Genomic DNA, 23186 nt, shown 5'->3' on the forward strand with positions numbered 1-23186 from the left:
TCTGGTATGATTCTATTATTGTTTTTATCTTGATTTAGTTTTGCTTTATCTGAAAAATTATAACAACCTATTGCCAGAGTCTCAGCAATAAACAACATATGTTTACATATTATTACTCATCATGTTTTTCCGGCGGTTGTCGGCTTATCAAGGAAGGTCTAGCTTTTATGCGACATATTATCGCTTGGTGTTTACTGGTTGTTATTATTTTTTCTGTATCGGCAAATGCTGAAGATCTTGAATTACAGGAAATTACTTTCCGCGAAACCCCACAAGAACTGTACCTTGAACTTAAATCTAGTACTAAATTTCCATTAGTATTTAGCAATAAAAGTCAATTTGATCTAATTGCTAAAAACCTTGACCTGTCACCCGATGACTTGATCCAAAAATTAATATTGCTGACAAGGCTTAACCTTGAATCGAATGTGAATTCAGACACTAAAAATGATGATGCGCTAACGCTCATTAATCAATTAAAAATAGTGGCCAGCACACAGTTAGATAGAGCGGTCATCATTATGCTAGACGGACGCTTAAACGCTCGAAAAACCCAAGATTATAACTATGCTATAACCCAGTATAACGATGCATTAAATAAAATCAGCTCTGACTTATCGCTGCAAGCCACCTTATGTCGATTTTCAATTCATGAGCACTTAAGTGGCTTATATCAAATGGTTTTACAACCATCAGCCAACCTTACTCACTTAAATCGTTATCGTGAAATAGCTTATCAATTGCGTAATGACTATTTCATCGCATTAGCAGAGTTGGAGTTGGGTCGTTATTACAATAGAAGAAATGAACCTGCAAAGTCATTGCAATATTATACTGAAGCATTTCGGGTTGGTAACCGTATTAACTACCCAGGAATTAAAGCACATGCCCAACTTAATTTAGCTCGCACCTATCGCGATTTGGAACAGTGGGATGAAGCACTTAAACACGCCCATGATGCCACAACAAGCTTTCAAACCTTTGATCAAGGTTCATATACAGCTGAAGCCTTGACCGTTATTGCAATGATTTATGCCGCTCAGAAAGAGTGGAATAAAGCCATTGACTATTATCTCAATGCGCTACAAGTGAATGAACGTCTTGATAATGAAATAGGTCAAGGTTTAAACAATCATAATATTGCAGAGGCCTACTTAAACCTTAACAATGGCCCCGCTGCATTGAGTGCGATAATGAGAGCCAACAGTATTTTTACTGCTAAAAATATCACTCATTACTTAGTTTATAACGAAGCCTTGTACACTGAGATCCTTATTAAACAAGCAATGTGGCCAGAAGCCATTGAACATGCTAAAAAGTCACTCGCTCTGGCAACAGAAAAAAACTTAACAGACCAAAAGTTAGAAGCATTAAAATATCTCTCAATAGCTTACCGAAAAGTGGGCGATTTAAATGCTGCCATTGAGGTTGTTGATGAGATTATTGAATTATCCAATATCATCAACACGGTAGAACAAGATAATTCTGATAATTCAGGGCTCACTGAACAAAAATTAAAGTTCGATTTAAGCTTACTGCAAACAAAAGTAAACGAGCAAAAGACAGCGCTTAACGACAATCAGTTGATAACTATTTTATTACTATGCTGTGCGATTCTGATTGTTATTGTATTGCTAGTAACCATCAGTCGTTCTCAGAAAATCATTCGAGCACAACGAGAGTACAAACAACAGTACCTATTAGAACCTATAAGCCAACTGAATGGATTTAGAGCCTGCATACAGCGTTTACAAAATGACACATCATCTGAGATATCAACTTTTGCATTACTTAAAATAGAAGCGCTGACTCATAGCGACACCCAAATGGGTTTAACTGAATCAGCTAAAATTATTCAGGCATTTATTAATGAATTAAGCCAATTGTTAACTGCGGATATCTACGTTATTAAACCGGGACAATTTGCTTGTTGTTTTAATCATACGATTAACCCGCAAGATCTATTATCGACAATAGAAGATTATGTCGCTAAAACAAGATTATTTAATCCCGTAATACCCAGCTTTAATAGAGAAAAAAGATTATCACGTATTTATATCGGTCATATTCATATGCCACTGCTGGCCAATCCTGATGTATCTGTATCTGCAGAACTGCATTTCGAGACCGCGCAATATGCTATTGCAGCCGCCATGACTCAAGCTCAAAATACCTATGTTTCAATCAAAACCCTTAACTTTGCGCCAGCCACTATTTTTAGCAAGCCACTCTATCTTAACCTCACCCAAGCATTGAAAAGGGGCATAATTAAGGCCGACAGTAATCAAATTATTACTGAAGAGTCTTGGCCAAGTTAAATCTTGTACAATTATTCAGCTAACATCTAAAATCAACACTTTTTATGCAGATTTTAGATACCCGTCTACAACGCTTTGTTATAACATTGCTACACTGTAGATATAGTCATGTGTCGTTATAGTTAGCTATTATCCATTTAATCTAAACTTTAGTGACCTGTGTTAATTGGCAATATATAATCATTCTCTTTTTTATTGGTTGAATTTAGCGGAAGCAACAAGGCATTTTATGAACGATTCTGAAATAGCGGTATCACAAATAGCGCTAATGAAACAAAAGCTTCATGCTGCCCGCACTGCTTTAGAGGATATCAATAAAGATCGTAATGATAAGCTTAAAACCTTGATTCAGTTTATTGGCCATTTAAGCTTGGCCTGTAAAGGACAAAACCTGGAACTGGATAATAAATTAGCCAAATTACGTCATCAACTGCATGATTATGAGCAAATTGACGAAGCACTGCCTGAATTAGTGGATATTGAAAGAATTTTGAAAGGTCAGTATCACCACACTATGACTCAGCTTGAAGAAAGCAGACTAGGCCTTGCTAGAGTAATAAGACAGATTCAACGGGTCAATTCAGCACCCGATAAAGTCAAAAAAGAAATCAACTATTTCAAGCAAGATCTCAACAAACCTTTTCACACTGTATGGGAATACATACCTAAAGTTGAAAAGCTTATTGGTTTTTACGAAGAGATTTTACAACAACAATTTACCGATGTAGACAATTACGACATATTACCCCAGCATATTCAACTTGCGCGAGAGCTAGCAATAAAAATATCTGAAATAGAGTTTCGTAAAGATCAACGCGATCAAATTTTGGTCATGAAAGAAGTATTACTAGGTGATATTACCTTAAATACCTTACTTGAATCGTATCAAACTATTTTAAGCTTATTATTAGATAATATTGCCAGAGAGAAATCAGCCTCCCAGGATTTTCTATACGCGCTAAATGATGCTTTAACCGTTGTCCGTGATGTCGTTAATAATTCGTATAATAACAACGAGCGAAGCCATCAACTGAAACAACAGTTAAATAAAGAAATTAACTTAAGAGTGGATAATGCCGGTGGCATTATCACCAAAGTTGACGACCTAAATGATTTAAAAACGCAGCTAACAGTGCAGTTATCCTCTCTTCGTGATGTGTTATCCCGTAAAGAAGCACTGGAACAACGTGAACAAACGATATTACGTAAGTCTATTGACGCTATGCGTAAAGAGCTTAACAGTATTACTCAAGAAGCAAACTGTTATAAAGAGAAACTGTTTGAACACCAAAAGCTTAATCTACTAGACCCTCTGACTCAATTGGCAAATAGAACCGCTCTTGAGGACAGAATGGATCAAGAGTACCGTAATCATATTCGATTTAAGACGCCTTTATGGATTGCAATAACCGATATTGACCATTTTAAATCAGTTAATGATAATTTCGGCCACAGTACAGGTGATAAAACACTGCAAGTTATTGCCATGGCACTTAAAAACTCATTACGCGACAGTGAATTTGTGGCAAGGTATGGTGGAGAAGAGTTTGTGCTGTTACTGCCTGACGTCACCGAAGAGCATATTGCAGCACTACTTAACCGTGTAAGAGAAAAAGTAAAAAACATTCCGTTTAAGTTTAAAAATCAGAGAATTACAGTTACATTATCTATTGGCGCTGCGCAAGTGATGGACAATGAGACCATCGAAGAAGCTTTTGAAAGAGCAGATACTGCACTCTATAAAGCAAAAAATAATGGCAGAGACAGAGTCGTAATAGACATATAAGCAGCACCGCCGCTTAAGTGTCTACACACTTAGGTCTACAGGAGTTGCTTATGATTATACGGATTAGCCCTCGAGGCAGTTTAGATCAACTTTCACAACTGGAAGTCGATCGTTTAAAGCAAGGCGCCAAAAGCGACCTTTATCAATTGTACCGCAGTTGTTCGCTGGCGGTGTTATCCTCAGGCCTTGTCAGTGACGATGCCGAAGCACTCTTCGATAGATTTGATACCTTTAATATCAATGTACTTCAACGTGAACGTGGGATTAAGCTTGAACTGATTAACCCTCCCGAACAAGCCTTTGTCGACGGTGAAATCATTACCGGTATTCAAGAGCATTTATTTGCTGTTTTACGTGACATCATTTATATCACCAATAAATACGATAATCTTAAACACATCAACTTAACAAATGCGAGCCACATTACTAATGTGGTTTTCGATATATTACGAAATGCCCGCGCTATCTCACCGATGAAAGACCCTAATGTCATTGTATGCTGGGGTGGACACAGTATTAATGCCATCGAATACCAATATACTCGAGACGTAGGATACCAGCTAGGCCTTAGGCAACTTGATATTTGCACTGGCTGTGGGCGGGTGCAATGGAAGGCCCAATGAAAGGCGCGGCTATTGGCCACGCAAAACAAAGGGTTAAAAATGCTCGATATATTGGTTTAACAGAACCCAGTATTATTGCCGCTGAGCCTCCAAATCAAATCGTCAATGAACTGGTCATTTTACCCGACATCGAAAAACGGCTAGAAGCCTTTGTTCGTATAGGTCACGGAATTATTATCTTCCCTGGCGGTGCGGGTACTGCTGAAGAGCTATTGTACTTTTTGGGTATTTTATTAAATATAGAAAACGCAGACACCCCTTTTCCATTAGTGCTTACAGGTCCTAAGGAAAGTGCAGAATACTTTGAAGAAATTGATAAGTTTATTGGTGCTACCCTTGGCGAGGAAGCACAAAATAAGTATCAAATTATTATTGATAATCCCGTCAAAGTGGCTCAAATAATGAAGCAAGGTATGGCGGAAGTAAAAACCTACCGCAAAACAAAAGGCGATGCTTATCAATATCAATGGTCGTTAAAAATTGAACCTGAATTTCAATTACCCTTTGATCCCAGCCATGAAGTTATGGCAAATTTAAATCTCTACTTTCAAAATAATAAAGCTGAGCTTGCGGCTAATTTACGTAAAGCCTTTTCTGGCATAGTGGCAGGCAATGTCAAAGGTGAAACCATCAAACGCATTAAAGAACATGGTAAATTTCACATTAAAGGCGACCCCAAGCTAATGAAAATGATGGATAAGCTACTTGATGCATTTGTAAAACAGCAGCGAATGAAACTTCCTGGCAGCGCTTACGAGCCTTGCTATAAAATCATAAAATAAAATAACAATATGAATAAATTACTTATTATTGATGGTCTCAATCTAGTTCGCCGTATACATGCGGTATTACCCGATGAGACTGATATTGACAGCGTTAAGGTTCGCTCTTTAGCCGCTTGTCATAAAATGTTGCAATACCACCAACCTTCCCATGTCATTGTCGTCTGGGACGGCGAGCAAGAGTCTTGGCGTAAGAAGCTTTATGCTGATTATAAAAAAGGTCGCAAACCAATGCCTGAGGCCTTACATAAAGGACTAAAGGGGATTAAATCAGCACTGGCTGCAGAGCATATTCATTCGCTAGATGCCGCATCAGAAGCCGATGATGTCATCGCGACACTCGCGCTTAAAATTACCGACAATAACGGTGAAGCAATTATAGCTTCTACCGATAAGGGGTTTAGTCAATTGCCCCAAAACCAACTTATTTTGTGGGATCATTTTAATCAAAAAGCATTTGATTTAATTGAACATGAACGCAAACTAGGCATAGTGCACAGCCAGTTTTTAGACTTTATTGCCCTAGCTGGTGACAGTGGCAACAAAATACCGGCATAGCAGGCATTGGGCCAAAATCAGCGGCCGATTTACTGAATAAGTTTCGCACATTAGCTAACATATACCGTTCACTTGAAAACCTTGGTCCCAAACAAGCACAAAAATTAGCTGAAGGAAAAGACATTGCGCGAATTAGCTACAAATTGGCTCAGCTACAATGTGACATACCACTCAATATCAACTTAAAACAATTTCGATATCAAGCTGAACTTTCGACACCACAAATGACGAAGTTAGCCGTTAAAAAACCATAAAAATCCATCAAGTTGAAAAATATTATAACTTAACACTACAACATATTCGGGTCTTTAAATGAAAGCTAAAGCAACTTACGTTATCGGTGGGGTTTTTATCGCATACCTCTTTTTTGTGGCTGTAGTGATGTTTGTTTACGAACCGCGACCAGAAGATAGAGAGTGGGATGACAGGCAAGCTTATAATAATCAAAAAATGAGTGAGCTCAGCTTTGGACAACCACGAGAAGCAATTTTAAAGCTATTTGGCAGCGCAGATTTTGTTGAGGCAAAAACAGCTATTGATGGTCAATACCAACTGTTATTTTATCGAACCCATCATGTCTCATCAGATGGGATTACAACTCGCGATGAATGTACGCCATTATTATTTAAAAATAATATCTTAATTGCCTGGGGCGCCGAAACCCTCCAACAATATTTAGCCAGCACTATTTGGGCGAGTAGCTCATCTCAAACTCAACAAGATTAATTCAACTCTTTAATCTGCGACTCATCGATATTAAATCGTTAGCCGCAAATAATGTCAACATTGGCCACATATATCCCATTTATCTAATATGTAATAAAAATGCAGGCCCTTGAGCCTGCATATTTGGGTTAACCTAATATGTATTAGTCAGCTGAATACTCTTGATAAGCTTCACCTTTTTTAAGCCACAATGGCGCTGATTTACCTTGCAAGTAATGATCAAAGTATTCACGCATTTTTATGGTGTAATCCAATTTGTTTGGGTATTTTTTCAAATGATGTGGTTCGCCTTCATACTGAAGAAATACCACATCCTTACCGGCACGGCGCATGGCCAAATACATTTCAATACCTTGCTCCCAAGGTACCGCATCATCAATATCACCAAACATAATCATCATAGGCGTTTGTATACGTTCAACATAAAAAATCGGTGAGTTTTCAATGTATTTCTGTGGTGCTTTGTACAAGCTTTCAGCCATTCTACTTTGGCCCATTTCATACTGAAATTGACGTGCAAGGCCGCTACCATGACGAATGCCGCTATAAGCGCTGGTCATATTAGAAACTGGCGCGCCCGCTACTGCTGCAGCAAACATATTGGTTTGAGTCACAGCATAAGCCGTTTGATAACCGCTCCATGAATGTCCATGCAGACCTATTTTATTAGGATCTGCTATGCCCATTTCAACTATTTTTTGCACACCAGAGGTTAATGCTTTTACCGCAGATATGCCGGGTAGCCAATTTCAAAACGAATATCCGGTAAGAAAATCGCATAACCATTATCGGTATACCAAGCAAAATTAGGTCTGTGGTTAATTTTCATATCTGGAAAAGCATGCAAACGATCGCTCATAAAGCGATAGTAGTACACCATAACAGGATAAGTTTTCCCCTCTTGATAATTGCTTGGTTTAATCAACACACCATCTATAGACTCACCATCAGCGCCGGTCCATTGCACTAGCTCTGCATTGCCCCAAGACAATCCTTGGCGCTGCTTATCAAGTTGCGTTAGCGCTTTAGCACTGCTTAGGGTGTCTAGCGTTGCAGTATAAATATCAGGATATAAGTCAAAACGCTGAGTTGAAAATAATAGCTGTTCACTTTGCTTAGCTCTGGCTAACACAGTTAATTTGCTTTTACTGTTAGTTAGCTTTTTTACCCCAGCAATACCGACCTTTGCTTGGTAAAACTCATCCTCTTTAGTGCGATGACTATAACCTTGTAATAACACCATTTGATCTTGCTTAAGCGTGGCAGGCTGTTTATCTTCAATTAACCCTTTAACGCGAAACTCAATACCTTGTTTACGCCCTTCACCATTAGATAACATGAAGCCGTTATGTGACTTGGTATTAAACTGCCAAGCATCATACTTATCATAAGCAATAAAACCTGAACCATCCGCTAACCATGGACCAAAACCATAACCAGGTGCTTGGCTTGGGTAATCATGATCTTCATCAGAAAATGGCACATCGTATTGACCACTTAAGTTGTAACTGATCGCTTGAGCAATATCATAAATATAAATATTTCCCTGCTGATAGTAACGAAGGTACTGGGCATTAGGTGATAAAGTCGCAACAGCGTCACTAGGTTGCTGTGCTACTACTAAAATTTTTCGCCCAGTGTTCACATCCACCAAATACACATCTTGATAAAAACCTGCCCAGGTAATCATTTTTTGGTAAGGCACATCTGATGTGGCTACCAAATAACGCTTCTGCTCGCCATAATTTACCGTTGGCACAGCTTTATCGGCTAATTGAACCATATGATCAGCTTCAATATGATAAACCGCTAAATAAGTACGCTTTAGCTCGTCTTGATATTCTTTCACTTCATGGGGTTTAATTTTAGGGTCATCACCATGCCAAACCCGTAGGTTTTTATTGTCAGTAATCACACCTTGATCAAATAGTGACTGTTCATCGGTATATTTAGATCGCGTTTGGGGTGCCGTAACTTGCGGTACTCTACCGACAAATAACCGCTCATTATCACGGGAAAACATCACGCTAGCATGTTGATTTAACGTCCATCCATTACTACTCGGTTGACGTTTTTTACCTGACTTAATATCAATAAGGTGTAATTTATATTGACGACTATCGCGCTTACTGGCCAAATTTCCCGTTGTAAATCCAATAAAACGACCATTATTACTTAAAGCCAGTTCGCCGATTTGCTCGTTTATCGCGCTATATATATTACGTTGCGCTTGATCTTTTAAATGAACTAAAGTGACATGGTGTTGATTGTTATCATGATCATTAACCGCAGCAACGAAGTGAATTCCTGACTCATCAAATGCATATTGGGTCACATTCGTCAGTTGGATTGTTTTTTGAGTGGCTAAATGGATTAATGTTAACGAAGTACCTTTATCTGCTTCATCAAGTTTGGGCTTTTTCTCCGAATCAGATTGCTCAGTATTATCTTCTGCTGGCTTACTGTCTGTCGCAGATTTATCTTCTTCAAACCAAATAGCTAAATACTGACCATTATCATTAAAACCAGCAGACTTAACATTTTCAAATGTTTGTTGTGTATTCGTACTCGTGTTAAGCAGTACTAAATTTTGGGTTAATTCGGCCTTCTTTTTAGTTTCTTTATCTAGCAAACTTGCTGGAACAGTGGCTATAACAAATTGGCCATTGGGTGTCACTTCAGGTTGGGTACCATGAGTGATTTCAAAACTTTTACTGCCATCGATTGATTTAACAATAACATCACTCTCACCTCTGTCAGGCTGAGCTTCAACAGCCATCATGCTACCATTATCTGCTAAAACCGGTTGTTGTAAGGTTTTAAAATGCATAATATCGGTCAGGGTTAATGGTTCTGCTGATATCAAGCTCGATGAGAGCGACAGCGCCACCAACACTGAATAGGTGGACAAATAAGATAATTTCACAATCTTCCTCTTTTATAATTATAGGGTATTGTTGACAGCTAACACCCAATTTGAAGTATTTACTTGTAATTGCTCATTTGTAATTGCTCATGAGTCTGTAGCAGCTGCATAAATATCACTATTTTCATTATGCGACTATGGTCGTCTAGTAAATAACCACAATTAATGGACAATATATCCTGCTTTAATCATGTTAACTCTTGCTGAAAAAAGCAGCCTGACTTATCGATTTGTTAATATTGAGTCGAATCGGTCATTTATTGAATTATTTTAATCGAAAACAAATTTAAATGACCTTTAAAAGGTCATTTGATTCACAGTTTTGTGTAAATAAAGATTTTAAATCGTTAAAATAGCATACCGAAACATAGAGTTTCGATCTTCATGCCACCGCTTAATGTAAGCCATATTAAAATCACCTTGCATTGGCGGTCAATATTAATCCGCTGTATTCATTGCAGTCACATCTCAGGTGTAAGGACTTTTCATGTCAAAACGTACAATAACTGTAATTCCAGGTGATGGAATTGGCCCAAGTATTATTGATTCTGCATTAAAAATTCTCGACAAGGCTGGTTGTAATTTTGAATATGAATTTGCCGATGCGGGTCTAACGGCGTTAGAAAAACACGGTGAGTTAATACCACAACGCACCTTAGACCTAATTGAAAAAAACCGCATTACCCTAAAGGGCCCATTAACCACGCCTGTGGGTGAAGGCTTTACTTCAATTAATGTTAGCTTGCGTAAAAAGTTCAGCTTGTATGCCAATGTTCGTCCAGTCAATTCATTCAAGGGCACGCAGGCCCGTTATGAAAACATTGATATTATTACGGTGCGAGAAAACACTGAAGGCATGTACTCTGGTTTGGGCCAAAAAATATCAGATGACGGTGAAACAGCTGAAGCGACCAGTATTATTACCCGCAAAGGCGCTGAGCAAATTGTGACCTTTGCCTATGAATTAGCCCGTAAAGAAAACCGCAAAAAAGTCACCATTGTGCATAAAGCGAATATTATGAAATCGACCTCAGGTTTGTTTTTGAAAGTCGCTCGTGAAGTCAGCTTACGTTATCCCGATCTGATTACGGAAGAAATGATTGTTGATGCCACGTGTATGAAACTGGTCATGAACCCTGAAAACTTTGATGTAATAGTCACAACCAACTTATTTGGCGATATCTTGTCTGATTTATGTGCAGGCCTCGTAGGGGGTTTAGGTATGGCTCCCGGTGCCAATATAGGACGTGACGCGGCTATTTTTGAAGCGGTACATGGCAGTGCACCAGATATTGCAGGTAAAAACTTAGCCAACCCAACATCGGTTATTTTAGCCTCAATTCAAATGCTAGAATATTTAGGCATGTCAGATAAAGCAGTAATGATCCGCAACGCGATAGCGGCAGTGATTGAAGAAGGCGACCGTACTACCCGCGATTTAGGCGGCACTTATGGCACAACTGACTTTACCCAAGCGGTATTAGAACGATTAGATTAATTTTTATAGCTGAAAATTAGAAAATTAACGCTGATAAATATGATGAAACAAAAAAAGCCCTATTATTGATTAGGGCTTTTTGTTTTATCCAGTGTTAACACCTAAAAATGAATGACTTACCTTTCACCCAATACGGCATAATTAACGCCTTTCTCTGGAAATAACCATAAATGCACAGTGACTTCATCACGGTCATGATATAAATGCTTACATTGCATGCGGTATTCAATATTATTTTCTTTAAATATTTCAGCCATAGTATCTAAAATAACCCGCACTTCTTTGTAACGGCTTTTCATTGGTAATTTCAGATTAAAAATCGCTTCTTTAAACCATGCATTAATGGCCCATGCTTCTATCAATTCAGCTACGCGCGAAGGTTTTTCAACCATGTCACACACTAACCAATAAATATTCTTTCTTGGGGGTTCAAATCGAAAACCGTCGGCACGGTAGTGCTTAACTTGGCCGGTTTCCATCAATTTTTCATTCATCGGCCCATTATCAACAGCGGCAACCATCATCCCTCGACGGACTAATTGATAAGTCCAACCACCAGGGCACGCACCCAAATCAACAGCATTTAAGCCACTACGACAGCGCAAATCCTGCTCTTCTCTGGTCAAAAATGCACTAAAGGCTTCGTCTAGTTTTAAACTAGAGCGACTCGGTGCATCAGCAACCATTTTTAAGCGCGGGATACCCATGAAATGGGGTGAACTATTATTGCTAAGAGAATAGCCAACATACGCTTTTCCCGGACCAATAAAACACACATGCACAATAGGACGGCTTTGGCTTTCTTTTGCCAATAAAATACCGGCTTTTTTCAAGCCCTGGCGTAATGGTACAGTAAATTTACGGCAAAATGCTGATAACTCTTTTGCTTCATTGGTGTCAGGTGTTTCTACCCGTAATTCACCACAGCGAGATATTTCACCTAAGGCTTCAACAATTGGACTCATTCTGTCTTGTTCTGGTAAGTCAATTAATAACTCACCAGCGGCAAACATCTGCCAGGTAAAAATGAGCGATCGTAATGCTAATTGCTCGGCTAACTTGTCGGCACCATTGTCTTCAAAACATTGATAAATAACATAAGCGTCATTGTTATTGGTTTTAACGAAACCGCCAATGTTGAGCTCTGCTGCACGTTGTTGAATTTCTGCTGCGCACTCTTTTTCATATCCAGCGCGGCAAAATAAGAATAGGTTTTTCATGTAAAGCCTTAGCAATAATCGATCTTGGAGCCAAATTTTGTCGGATTATAGCAAGAATATGGCGCTATAGCAGATTTAGATTTGATCAGTATTAATCTGTCTACGCCATGCCGCTATGGCAAATAATGCCCAACCTATGAGTAAGCAAAGCCCACCCACAGGAGTGATAGGACCAACCCATTTAGCCCCAATTAAGGCATATAAATACAGTGATCCAGAAAACAGGAATATGCCGATTATAAAGAAGCCCGCTGACCAATTAAGCCACTGAGTTGACAACCATTGAGCCGCAAAAGCCAAACTCACTAATGCGAAGGTGTGATAAAACTGATATTCAACCGCTAATTTAAAAATGTTAACCATTTCCACTGAGGCAATATTTTTTAATCCATGGGCACCAAAAGCCCCTAAAGCAACCGCGATAAAACCACTAATCGCAGCAACAAATAACAAACGATAGTTCATAACACACCTTTAATTGAGTCAGCTGACTTCTCATTTTAAAATAAATTAAGTGACAAATTGAGAAAATTTAACGATTTCTGCCACAGCAAGTTTTAAATTACTGTCCAATGTGGTGCCGGAGGACTTTCTTGGTGTAAAACTATGATCGCCATCAGGAATAGTGACAAAGTTAATTCCATCTCTAAACGTCCATCCTGTGATTTGCCCTGGCAAACCAAATTTATCACGCTCACCCTGTAACACTAAGGTTGGCATGTTCGAATCATTAAGGGGCGGCAATCTTGGCTCTCCGCCCTTGATAGGGACAAAGGGATAACCTAGACATATTTGACCAACAACCTGGCCTAAAATCGCTTGCGCCTCAGCTGCGTCACACGAATGCAGATTTGATGTTAATGTCGCCATCATTCTTGAGCCCATAGATTTACCGATAAACACTATCCGTTTAGCGGTAATGACTCCCTGTTGCTGTTTTTGATAAATATCGTTCAGCACAGTTTCAAGATGCTGCAATAACTTAGGGGCACGATCCGGTGGGCGTTTCTTGCCATCTAGCATATTGGCTTGCATGTATAAAAAATTAAATCGATATACAGCAAAACCTTGTAATACCAAGAGAGCTGCCAATTGCTGCATAAAAGCATGGTGCATATTAGCCCCTGCACCATGGGCAAGAACGATTAAGGTATCACTTTGAATATCGCCTTCTAGCAAGTAATCTGTTGCTAACAAGCTTGCTGGGCCATCTGTAAGCAAAGGACTGACTAGTAAACTATCCTGTGAGTAATTCACTGCGAGACTCCTCTGCAAACATATCGACCATCCATTCACGAAATGCACTGACTTTGCCTAATTCAGAATGATTCTGCTGACACACTAAATAGTAAGCATCTTTACTGACTAATACTTCTGGAAAAGGGCATACTAGACGACCCGCTTTAATATCCGGTCTAGCTAATACACTGTAGCCCAGTGCAACTCCTTGCCCGTGGGCAGCAGCTTGTAACACTAAAGATGAATGGCTAAATATGGGTCCTTGATTGACATTAATATCACTTACCCCACATTGCCTAAACCAGGCCTGCCAGTCGTGACGGCTTGAGTCGTGCAATAAGGTATGATATTTCAAATCACTTGGGGTACTAAGTGGCTTAGGCCCATTTAATAATAATGGGGAACAAACGGGGATCAACACTTCATTGCGAAGTTTATCCGCCCTAAGCCCGCCCAATTACCTTGACCATAATAAATTGCTACATCAACATCATCGGTTAATGAACCAGTATCACTGTCTACGGCCTTAATACGCACATCAATATCAGGATTTTTTTCGCTAAATTTGGCTAACCGCGGTACCAGCCATTGAATCGCAAAACTCGGTGACATACTCACAGTTAACGACCCTACAGCGCTGCGTGCAAGTAAGCGGTCGGTCGCTTCACCCAACTGAATGAAAATATCCTTGATGTCGAGAAAGTAACTTTGGCCTTCTTCGGTTAACAGTAATGATCGATTTTTACGTCTAAAAAGCTTTAACCCTAGAAAATCTTCTAATGCTTTAATCTGATGACTCACCGCAGCCTGAGTCACAAACAACTCTTCTGCAGCCCTAGTAAAGCTGAGGTTTCTCGCTGCCGCTTCAAATGCTTTAACGGCATTTAAGGGCGGTAATCGTCTGGCCATGATGATTAATCTCTTATTTTTTTAATTAGTTTTTCTAATGATTATCTCTATTTTTTACGGTTTGTAAAGAACAGGTTTTTTGATTAGATAAGCATATCGAAATAACATTAGCGGGTGAGTATTGTCCAGGGGGAATTAAGCTTGATAGTGGGGTATTAATCTATCCAAACCTAAGTATGACACTCACACTCACAAGATAGTATTGGCTATTGTTTGGCGATGTTGAAGATTATAATTTTACTTGCAACAAAAAAGGCTTGCACCGTTAAAGATACAAGCCTTTCTCATCGTTTTTTTAACGCTTTATGGGCGATAAACTTTTACATTCTGATAGCCTTGCTCAATTAAATATAAGGCTTGTAATTTACTCATCACACCACGGTCACAATATAATAGGTAAGTTTTGCTCTTATCTAACTCAGCAAATTTTGTCGCTAACTTAAAGAATGGAATAGCTGTAACCTCTACTCCCTCAATCGATAATGGTTTACGCTCTTCTTCTTCAGGGGCACGTACATCTATGACGATTTCGCCAGATGCGATATCAGTTACCGTTTCAGTCTCAGTAATTTGCTGATTCATTTCGGTTTCAATATCTCTAATATCCATCACTTTCGCCGAAGCTACAATGCGTTCAATCAAATCTTCATCAAACTTCAACTCTTCAGCTTCAATCTTAGACAACACCGCTTTTACAGTAGGTTTTTGCGAAATAACACCACAATATTCAGGCATTGTTTTAGCAAAGTCTTCGGTACCAATTAATCGACTTTGATTAATAATATCTTGTTTGTCCATGGCAATCAGTGGACGCATAATTAACATATCAGTACAGCGGTCTATCACATTCAAATTGGTTAATGTTTGACTAGACACCTGACCTAAACTTTCACCCGTGACTAGGCCTTGGATTTTAAATTTATGGGCAATACGTGCAGCAACACGCATCATCACACGTTTTAAAATAACGCCCATTTGGCCATTATCAATACGTTCTAATATTTGCTCTACAACAGGCTCAAACGGCACGGTAATAAAACGTACTTTGTGAGACTCTCCGTAGGTTTTCCATAAATGATAGGCAACTTGCTTAACGCCTATTTCATGCTGCGCGCCACCTAAATTGAAGAAGCAGTAATGGGTACGCGAACCTTTTTTGATAAATTGAAAACTCGATACGCCTGAATCAAAGCCACCAGAGATAAGGGATAACACATCCTCTTGGGTTGCCATTGGAAAGCCGCCTAAGCCTTCAATTCGACGCTCAACCATATACAGTTTGTCACGGTCGATTTCAAGATTAACGGTAACATCAGGATTGTTCAACTTAACGCCTAAGGCGTCGGCATGTTGATTTAACCCGCCACCGACATAACGTTCAACGTCAATAGAATTAAAATCATGGTTACCGGTACGCTTTACCCGTACACAAAATGTTTTACCTGCTATTTCATCACGATAGCGAGGTAGCGCTAATTGATAAATACTATCAATAGTATCAAACGGATACTCACTAACTTGCACCACATGGGCAATACCGGAATACACGCTAAGCGTTGTCCAAATATATCCTGCAACTCTGGTTTATTTTCAGGTACCTTGACGATGATCCGGTCAAATAAGCGCTGTACTTTAGCCTCTTCATCAACTTTTTTAAGTACGTTGCGAATATTCGTTTCTAGCATTTTAGTAAATCGCAATCTTACCGATTTACTTTTCATCATTATTTCAGGGTATAACTTTACAATAAACTTCATAGCGGTTCCGGCAACATTAAGCACTGGCTAAAAACAACAATGAGTTTAACCAACGTTATAGTTAATGATTTGAATTAATAGAATAAAGACTTAATTTTTCGTGGCAAAAAATATCGGCTCAGTTTAAGTGAGTCGAATAAATACATTACGTTACGTCAAACAAGCAGTAATTGACGGATTATATCAAATTTGTCATAGCTTGTAATAGCATTATCCGCTTAATCAAGTACTGCGGTATATTTAATCAAGCGTTAAACGCATAATAAAAAGCGCAATCACTGGATTGCGCTTTAAAAGTCAGTTATTTGTAAGAATTTGGATTGGTCTACGGTTCCTGAATCACTTTAATTTCATCAGATTCTTTCGGCTTGCCCTGTTCAATGGCAATTTCAACGCGACGATTTCGAGCTCGATTTCCGTTACTGTCATTAGGCACCAGTGGATTATTGGACGCCTCTCCCATCACTTTCATCCGTGTTTCATCAAAGCCTGTAACTTTCATCAACTCATGGGCTACCGCCACAGCTCGCTGGCTCGATAAGTCCCAATTTGAACTATAAAGTTCATTACTGATATGAGCACCATCTGTGTGCCCTGATACCGTAATAATACCGGTACATCTTTAAGTAACTCGCCGATTGAACGTACAACCGGTTTAAACTGAGGTTGTAAAAAGCCTGATCCTGAAGAAAATGATCCCTTTTCTCGAATTCGAATAATAATTTGTTGGCCTAATGATTCTAACTCAATGGCACCATCAACAATTTGCTCATTTAATTGTTCAGCCATTTTTTTAAGTTGTTCATTAATATTATCCTGTGAAGATGCCGCATCTTTTTTAACCGCTTCAGCTTCTTTTTGCGCAGTTGCACTGGCATTTCCACCACGTTGAGCGCCAGTTTGTTTTTGTACCCCGCCAGCACTGTCTTCTTCCCCAGCTTGATACTCAATGGTTGGTTGAGTCATTTCATTAGTTTGCTGATTAATTATTTCTATCGGAGTGGGGTCGGGTCTACCTGGGCGAAACTCTAATGCAATGACCGATGTTCCTTTGGGAATGTCTTTTACTTCAACTTTATTTTGCACGCCAAAGGCATATTTCATTGAGCCTGCAATTTGCTTAAACTTCATCACGTCCATTTCAGAGAACGCTAACAATAATACGAAAAAACACATCAACAAAGACATAAGGTCAGCAAAGGTTGCTAACCACATGGGCGCGCCGGCAGGTGGACAGTCACATTTTGCCTTGGCCATGGATTACTCCCCGTCCGTCGTATCTATTTTACGTTGTTTTTCAGCAATATAGTTTTTCAAAAAGCCTTCAATAACACGTGGATTTTGACCATCTTGAATTGCCAGAACAGCATCCATTATTAAATTACGGTTTAATAGCTCTTCATTCATTCTAAGCGATAGTTTATCTGCCATCGGGATCGCTATCATGTTGGCAATTACTGCACCATAAAGTGTGGTCAACAAAGCAACTGCCATTGACGGGCCTATCGATTTAGGGTCATCCATGTTTGATAGCATGGCAACCAAGCCAACAAGCGTACCAATCATTCCCATTGCTGGTGCTACATCCCCCATGGCTTTAAAAATATTAATCCCTGATTTGTGGCGTTCTTCCGTTAAAGCGATATCTTTTTCCAGGGCATTGCGTACCACATCGCCGTCATGACCATCCACTAACATATCGACCGCTTTTTGCATAAAAGTGTTGCTAATTTGCGCTTCTTCTAAGGCTAAAAAGCCGCCTTTTCGGGCAGCGTCGGCCATATTGACCGATTGTTCAATGAGGTCTTCTGGTCTATCAATTTTGAACATAAAAGCTTTTAGACCAATTTTAATCGCACCTAAAAACTGCTTTAAATTAAACTTCATCATAACGACAAATAAAGAGCCTGCGACAACAATCAAAATCGACGGTACGTCGATAAATAAGCCGATACCACCACTGGTAACCATGGCGCCTATGATAAATGCAAAAGCACCAATAATTCCTATCAGGGTTGCTAAATCCACAACGTCTCCTCAAATGCAGTTAAGTCTGCTTGAACATGCTAATGCTAAAATCGTTAAACTTAAACATCATCTTACTATGTTATCGGTCAAAATCATTTCTAGTTTAGCTCGAATTTCAATTTTCTAAACAAATTTCAGTAACAAAGCGTGCTATTGAGCAAATATACAGCGTCTGTATTTGACCCAAAAGCTCGGCTGATATACCTTGTCACACGCTAAACAAAAGGAAATATCAACGTGGCCAAAAAACCTGAAAATCTCAGTTTTGAGCAATCTTTAAATGAGCTTGAAACTATTGTAGCCAGTTTAGAGCAAGGTGAAGTATCCCTTGATGATGCATTAAAGCAGTTTGAACGAGGTATTAATCTCGTGCGCCAAAGTCAGGCTAAACTTGAACAAGCACAGCAAAAAGTATCCATTTTATTGGATGCCAAAGACACCTTAGCCCCATTAGAAATTGAACAATAAACAGCTTTGACAGCATGTTGAGGTAATACTGTGTTAACTGATGCAATAAAAACTTATCAGCAAAGAGTTGATCAAGTATTAGGCCAAAAATTAACTCATTTTGATGAGACGGCACCGACATTAAAAGCGGCCATGATCCATGGTGCGTTATTAGGTGGCAAACGTATCAGACCTTTTTTGGTTTACAGTATTGGACAAATGTTAAATGTCCCTTTAACAATATTGGATAACTTAGCCGCTGCAATTGAATGTATACACGCATATTCACTTATTCATGACGACTTACCGGCAATGGATAATGATAGTCTTCGTCGCGGCCAACCAACAGTTCATATCGCTTTTGATGAAGCCAATGCGATATTGGCCGGCGATGCATTACAAGCTTTAGCGTTTGATATTATCAGTGAGCCTATTGATGGTTTAACACCCTCACAGCAATTAGCCATAGTTAAGTCATTGGCTAAAGCCTCAGGTTATCAGGGTATGTGTGGCGGTCAGGCAATTGATCTTAGCGCAACAGATAAACACATCGAGCTGGCAAAATTAACCGAACTTCATAACAAAAAAACTGGCGCGCTTATCTGCTGTGCAGTAGAAATGGCGTTAATCGCCGCGAATGTCCCTGATAATGAATACCAAGCTTTAATGGTTTACGCTGGTAAAATAGGGTTAGCCTTTCAAGTGCAAGACGATATATTGGATATCGTGGCCAGCACCGAAGAGTTAGGTAAGCCACAGGGCAGCGACGAGCAATCGAATAAAAGCACCTTCCCTAAATTACTAGGATTAGAAGGGGCCAAGCAGACATCACAGCAGCTTGTTGATGATGCTCTATCAGAACTGACTAAATTGCCATACAATAGTCAGTTAATTGCAGACTTTGCTCGGTATATTATCGTGCGAAGAATATAATAAGACAGAATATCTCACTATGAGTTTCGATAATTCTCAATATCCTGTGTTAGCACAAGCTAACACACCAGAAGAACTTAGACAGCTACCTCAGGGTTTATTGCCGCAGGTGTCAGCTGAGCTGCGCCAATTTTTGTTGCAATCGGTAGGCATGTCTAGTGGTCATTTTGCTTCTGGCTTAGGCACGGTTGAATTAACCGTGGCACTTCATTATGTTTATAACACGCCTTTTGACCAATTGGTTTGGGATGTTGGCCATCAAGCTTATCCTCACAAAATTTTAACTGACCGCCGTGATCGCATGCACACCATTCGCCAAAAAAATGGCTTGCATCCTTTTCCTTGGCGTGAAGAAAGTCATTACGACACCTTTAGTGTTGGTCATTCTGGCACTTCTGTCAGTGCTGCTTTAGGCATGGCAATTGCTGCCGAAAAAGAAAATAAAGGCCGTAAAGTCGTTGCTGTTATTGGCGATGGCGCGATGACAGGTGGTATGGTTTTTGAAGCATTAAATCATGCAGGTGATTTACACAACGATATGTTAGTGGTGCTGAATGATAATGAAATGTCGATTTCAGAAAATGTTGGCGCACTGAATAATCACCTTGCTCAACTTATGTCAGGCCGCTTTTACACAACTATCCGTGAAGGCAGTAAAAAAGTACTTAAGGGCATGCCTGCCATAAAGGAAATAGCCAAGCGGACTGAAGAACATTTAAAAGGCATGGTGGTTCCTGGCACATTGTTTGAGGAGCTCGGCTTTAATTATATTGGTCCTATTGATGGCCATGATGTTGATGCCCTAGTTGAAACTATGCGTAATATGCGCAGTTTAAAAGGGCCTCAAATTCTCCACATCATGACTAAAAAAGGTCGTGGTTATGAGCCCGCAGAAAAAGATCCTATTGGTTGGCACGCAGTGCCTAAATTTGACCCAAGCCTGTTTAGAAAACCAGCCACTAAACCTGGGTTACCGACATTTTCACAGGTGTTTGGTAAATGGTTATGTGATGTCGCAGAACTTGACGATAAAGTGATGGGCATTACCCCTGCTATGCGTGAAGGTTCTGGTATGGTCGAGTTTTCACAACGTTTTCCTAAACAGTATTTTGATGCAGCCATCGCTGAGCAGCATGCGGTAACCTTAAGTGCAGGTATGGCAACCCAAGGCTTAAAGCCTGTTGTAGCCATATACTCTACCTTCTTGCAACGTGGTTATGATCAACTCATTCATGATGTGGCATTACAGCGCTTACCTGTGTTATTTGCCATTGACCGTGGTGGCATTGTCGGTGCTGATGGTCCAACTCATCAAGGCGCGTTTGATTTAAGCTTTATGCGTTGTATTCCCAATATGATAATTATGACCCCTTCAGATGAGAATGAATGTCGTCAGATGCTGTACACCGGCTATTGTTATCAAGACGGTCCAACTGCGGTGCGCTACCCAAGAGGTTGCGCAACAGGCGCTGAACAAGTTGAGACCATGACACAATTACCTATCGGCAAAGGCGTAATGAAGCGCCAGGGCAAAAAAATTGCCATCGTTAATTTTGGTACAACTTTACAAGCTGCCTTAATCGCTGCAGAAGCGCTAGATGCTTCCGTTGCCGATATGCGTTTTGTAAAGCCATTAGATACTGAGCTACTCACTGAACTGGCAAACAACCATGATATTATTGTTACCGTTGAAGAAAACGCGATTATGGGCGGCGCCGGTAGTGGGGTAATGGAACTATTACAAAAACTTAAAATCATTATGCCTGTGGTTCAAATCGGCCTGCCAGATGAATTTATCAAACACGGTGCTCCAGATGAAATCATCAATGAATTGAAACTAGATGCACAGGGCATTGAGCAGCAGATCAGAAACTACTTAGCTTAACCAGTTTAGTGGATTATTTATGTTAGCTGACATAAATAATCCAAAAGTTCTAAAAATAACCGACAAAAAAGGGCTGAATTATCAGTAATGCCGTTCACTTAAGGTGAGCGGCATTTTTTATTTTTGCGACTGGGTAGCCATTTTTACTGACTTTTAAGCACCTTGGATAACTTCTTTCTCGTTTTCCTTCCAGCTTAAACTGCTTGGCATTTCTCTCTATATCTAAAATAAACCTCGGAACATTTCCTGGTGCATATAACGGCATATTAGTGAGTTGATTGATAATATGAGATGAAGCATCTCGAAAACTCAGCTGATTTGGAAATACATTTTTAAGCGATTTCGCCATTAAAATCATTTTATAACGTATTAAATTATAAGCTAATAATAGTCCCCATAGCTCTTGATTTATTAACTCTGGAAGATTGCTTCTCAGCGTAAATCGACTTTCTAACATATATTGTTTCATTTCTCGATAACCCAGCTCTATCTCCCAGCGATGTGTATATAAATCAACTATTTCTGCACCCGGATAGGCCATAACATCAAGCATTGAACTCAGAATGTTGACCTGTTTACCTTTTATCTGACGAGTGGTTAATCTGGCTTCTATTGTTAATGGTAATTCAGGGCGTTTCTTTCTCGATTGAGGCGTTGTACTTAACCTGACAAGCTTATCGTGCTTACCTAAACTGCGGATTGTTTCATATTGAGTGCCTTTTTTTAACGGTAATAACCAATGGGTGTTGACGCCTTTAGCCTGCCAATCGTGTAATAAGCCTAGCGAGTAAAAGCCTTTATCAAACAAGGTTAAGCTGTTGTCGGGTACACTTTTGATAAGCTTAGCCGCTAAGTTCATTTCATTTTCAGCCACACTGTCAAAGACGCTATCAACCAGTAAATGACTACTCAGTTCCATCATACAAACCATGCGCACTTGAGGGTAACCAGACTCACTTGATTTGTTTGCTGTGCGCGCAAAAGCTGCACTATTCTCTTTCGTTTCAGGCGTTCTCCAGACTACGCCATCAACGCCAAAGAGGTTCAAACCGCACCAATGAGGATGTTCAGCACGTTGATGCCATGTGGCCGCTGAGCGATGAAATATATCGCGAACCACATCACTGCCAAGCTTTTTTCTGGCCTGTGTGACAGCACTTCTCGCCACATAATCAACCTCTTGTGGCAGCACAATATCAAGCTTGTTAATCAATTGACGAACGGATTCAGTGCGAAATAAAGACATCCCAATAACAGCCCAAACCATAGCGTCCATGGGGAGTTTTCGACGTCTTAATGTGGCAACACCATTGGAGTCTAGACAAGATTGAATAATATCGGGTTCAAGGACATCAGCAAGAGATGAAAATTCGGTGAGTCGGTTAATTGAAGTGCGAGCAAGTGCTTCTGAAAGTTCCATAAAAAAATCCGATAATAAAGATTATCGGATTTTGGCAGACTAAAAGGATCGGTCAATAGATCGGTATATTTTTTATCACTTCAGTTCTTAACTGATCGGCATTATGAATTATCAGCCCTTTTTTATTGATG

12 protein-coding genes and 6 pseudogenes are annotated in these 23186 nt (G+C 39.6%); 9 read left to right on the forward strand and 9 right to left on the reverse strand.

What is annotated here, in order from left to right:
* The first annotated feature begins 167 nt into the window (after nt 1-167).
* The 5 genes and pseudogenes from L0B17_RS14210 to L0B17_RS14230 all read left to right on the forward strand — a co-directional run bounded on the left by L0B17_RS14210 (nt 168) and on the right by L0B17_RS14230 (nt 6793).
* Nucleotides 168-2318 (forward strand): tetratricopeptide repeat protein, encoded by a 2151-nt coding sequence (locus L0B17_RS14210; protein WP_235085685.1) that lies wholly within the window; start codon nt 168-170, stop codon nt 2316-2318.
* Between the two features lie 229 nt (nt 2319-2547).
* On the forward strand, nt 2548-4104 hold the full coding sequence (locus tag L0B17_RS14215) for a GGDEF domain-containing protein (protein WP_235085687.1): 1557 nt from the start codon (nt 2548-2550) through the stop codon (nt 4102-4104).
* A gap of 50 nt (nt 4105-4154) precedes the next feature.
* Nucleotides 4155-5509, forward strand: a pseudogene (gene ppnN / locus L0B17_RS14220) (nucleotide 5'-monophosphate nucleosidase PpnN).
* Nucleotides 5510-5518: 9 nt separating this feature from the next.
* Nucleotides 5519-6321, forward strand: a pseudogene (gene xni / locus L0B17_RS14225) (flap endonuclease Xni).
* 58 nt (nt 6322-6379) lie between these two features.
* A complete protein-coding gene (locus tag L0B17_RS14230) occupies nt 6380-6793 on the forward strand; it encodes a DUF3192 domain-containing protein (RefSeq protein WP_235085689.1) in 414 nt (137 codons plus the stop codon).
* 143 nt (nt 6794-6936) lie between these two features.
* Here the strand turns inward: L0B17_RS14230 and L0B17_RS14235 are convergent.
* Nucleotides 6937-9623: pseudogene (locus L0B17_RS14235) on the reverse strand (alpha/beta hydrolase family protein).
* Between the two features lie 583 nt (nt 9624-10206).
* On the opposite strand from L0B17_RS14235, the gene L0B17_RS14240 reads away from it, so the two are divergent.
* On the forward strand, nt 10207-11217 hold the full coding sequence (locus L0B17_RS14240; RefSeq protein WP_235085690.1) for an isocitrate dehydrogenase: 1011 nt from the start codon (nt 10207-10209) through the stop codon (nt 11215-11217).
* A gap of 116 nt (nt 11218-11333) precedes the next feature.
* Here L0B17_RS14240 and rlmM read toward each other — a convergent pair whose 3' ends face one another.
* From rlmM to pomA, 7 genes and pseudogenes are all read right to left on the reverse strand, one after another.
* On the reverse strand, nt 11334-12437 hold the full coding sequence (rlmM, locus tag L0B17_RS14245) for a 23S rRNA (cytidine(2498)-2'-O)-methyltransferase RlmM (protein ID WP_235085692.1): 1104 nt from the start codon (nt 12435-12437) through the stop codon (nt 11334-11336).
* 75 nt (nt 12438-12512) lie between these two features.
* On the reverse strand, nt 12513-12902 hold the full coding sequence (locus L0B17_RS14250) for a DUF423 domain-containing protein (RefSeq protein ID WP_235085694.1): 390 nt from the start codon (nt 12900-12902) through the stop codon (nt 12513-12515).
* Nucleotides 12903-12947: 45 nt separating this feature from the next.
* Entirely contained in the window at nt 12948-13634 is a 687-nt protein-coding gene (locus L0B17_RS14255) for an alpha/beta family hydrolase (RefSeq protein ID WP_235089842.1), read from the reverse strand.
* Nucleotides 13635-13674: 40 nt separating this feature from the next.
* Nucleotides 13675-14585 (reverse strand): annotated as a pseudogene (locus L0B17_RS14260) (transcriptional regulator GcvA).
* A 303-nt stretch (nt 14586-14888) separates the two neighbouring features.
* A pseudogene (gene thiI / locus L0B17_RS14265) lies at nt 14889-16342 on the reverse strand (tRNA uracil 4-sulfurtransferase ThiI).
* 325 nt (nt 16343-16667) lie between these two features.
* A pseudogene (locus L0B17_RS14270) lies at nt 16668-17599 on the reverse strand (flagellar motor protein MotB).
* 3 nt (nt 17600-17602) lie between these two features.
* On the reverse strand, nt 17603-18370 hold the full coding sequence (pomA, locus tag L0B17_RS14275; RefSeq protein ID WP_235085696.1) for a flagellar motor protein PomA: 768 nt from the start codon (nt 18368-18370) through the stop codon (nt 17603-17605).
* Between the two features lie 237 nt (nt 18371-18607).
* Between pomA and L0B17_RS14280 the strand changes: the two genes are divergently transcribed.
* Genes L0B17_RS14280 through dxs form a run of 3 tightly spaced genes read left to right on the forward strand, consistent with a single transcriptional unit; the run spans nt 18608 to nt 21635 of the window.
* The gene (locus L0B17_RS14280) at nt 18608-18838 is read left to right on the forward strand and encodes an exodeoxyribonuclease VII small subunit (RefSeq protein WP_235085697.1); all 231 of its coding nucleotides are present in this window, start codon (nt 18608-18610) and stop codon (nt 18836-18838) included.
* Between the two features lie 30 nt (nt 18839-18868).
* Entirely contained in the window at nt 18869-19750 is an 882-nt protein-coding gene (gene ispA, locus L0B17_RS14285; RefSeq protein WP_235085699.1) for a (2E,6E)-farnesyl diphosphate synthase, read from the forward strand.
* A 19-nt stretch (nt 19751-19769) separates the two neighbouring features.
* The gene (gene dxs / locus L0B17_RS14290; RefSeq protein ID WP_235085701.1) at nt 19770-21635 is read left to right on the forward strand and encodes a 1-deoxy-D-xylulose-5-phosphate synthase; all 1866 of its coding nucleotides are present in this window, start codon (nt 19770-19772) and stop codon (nt 21633-21635) included.
* A gap of 94 nt (nt 21636-21729) precedes the next feature.
* Here dxs and L0B17_RS14295 read toward each other — a convergent pair whose 3' ends face one another.
* Nucleotides 21730-23055, reverse strand: a complete 1326-nt coding sequence (locus tag L0B17_RS14295; protein ID WP_235085703.1) for an IS4 family transposase — start codon at nt 23053-23055, stop codon at nt 21730-21732.
* Nucleotides 23056-23186 lie beyond the last annotated feature (131 nt).

This window comes from Shewanella sp. OMA3-2 (genome assembly GCF_021513195.1).
In the GTDB taxonomy this organism is placed as follows: domain Bacteria; phylum Pseudomonadota; class Gammaproteobacteria; order Enterobacterales; family Shewanellaceae; genus Shewanella.

Bases quoted from the DNA above. Each gene is read 5' to 3' on its own strand.
- L0B17_RS14210 (WP_235085685.1), top strand. From the start codon at position 168: ATGCGACATATTATCGCTTGGTGTTTACTGGTTGTTATTATTTTTTCT.
- L0B17_RS14215 (WP_235085687.1), top strand. From the start codon at position 2,548: ATGAACGATTCTGAAATAGCGGTATCACAAATAGCGCTAATGAAACAA.
- L0B17_RS14230 (WP_235085689.1), top strand. From the start codon at position 6,380: ATGAAAGCTAAAGCAACTTACGTTATCGGTGGGGTTTTTATCGCATAC.
- L0B17_RS14240 (WP_235085690.1), top strand. From the start codon at position 10,207: ATGTCAAAACGTACAATAACTGTAATTCCAGGTGATGGAATTGGCCCA.
- rlmM (WP_235085692.1), bottom strand. From the start codon at position 12,437: ATGAAAAACCTATTCTTATTTTGCCGCGCTGGATATGAAAAAGAGTGC.
- L0B17_RS14250 (WP_235085694.1), bottom strand. From the start codon at position 12,902: ATGAACTATCGTTTGTTATTTGTTGCTGCGATTAGTGGTTTTATCGCG.
- dxs (WP_235085701.1), top strand. From the start codon at position 19,770: ATGAGTTTCGATAATTCTCAATATCCTGTGTTAGCACAAGCTAACACA.
- L0B17_RS14295 (WP_235085703.1), bottom strand. From the start codon at position 23,055: ATGGAACTTTCAGAAGCACTTGCTCGCACTTCAATTAACCGACTCACC.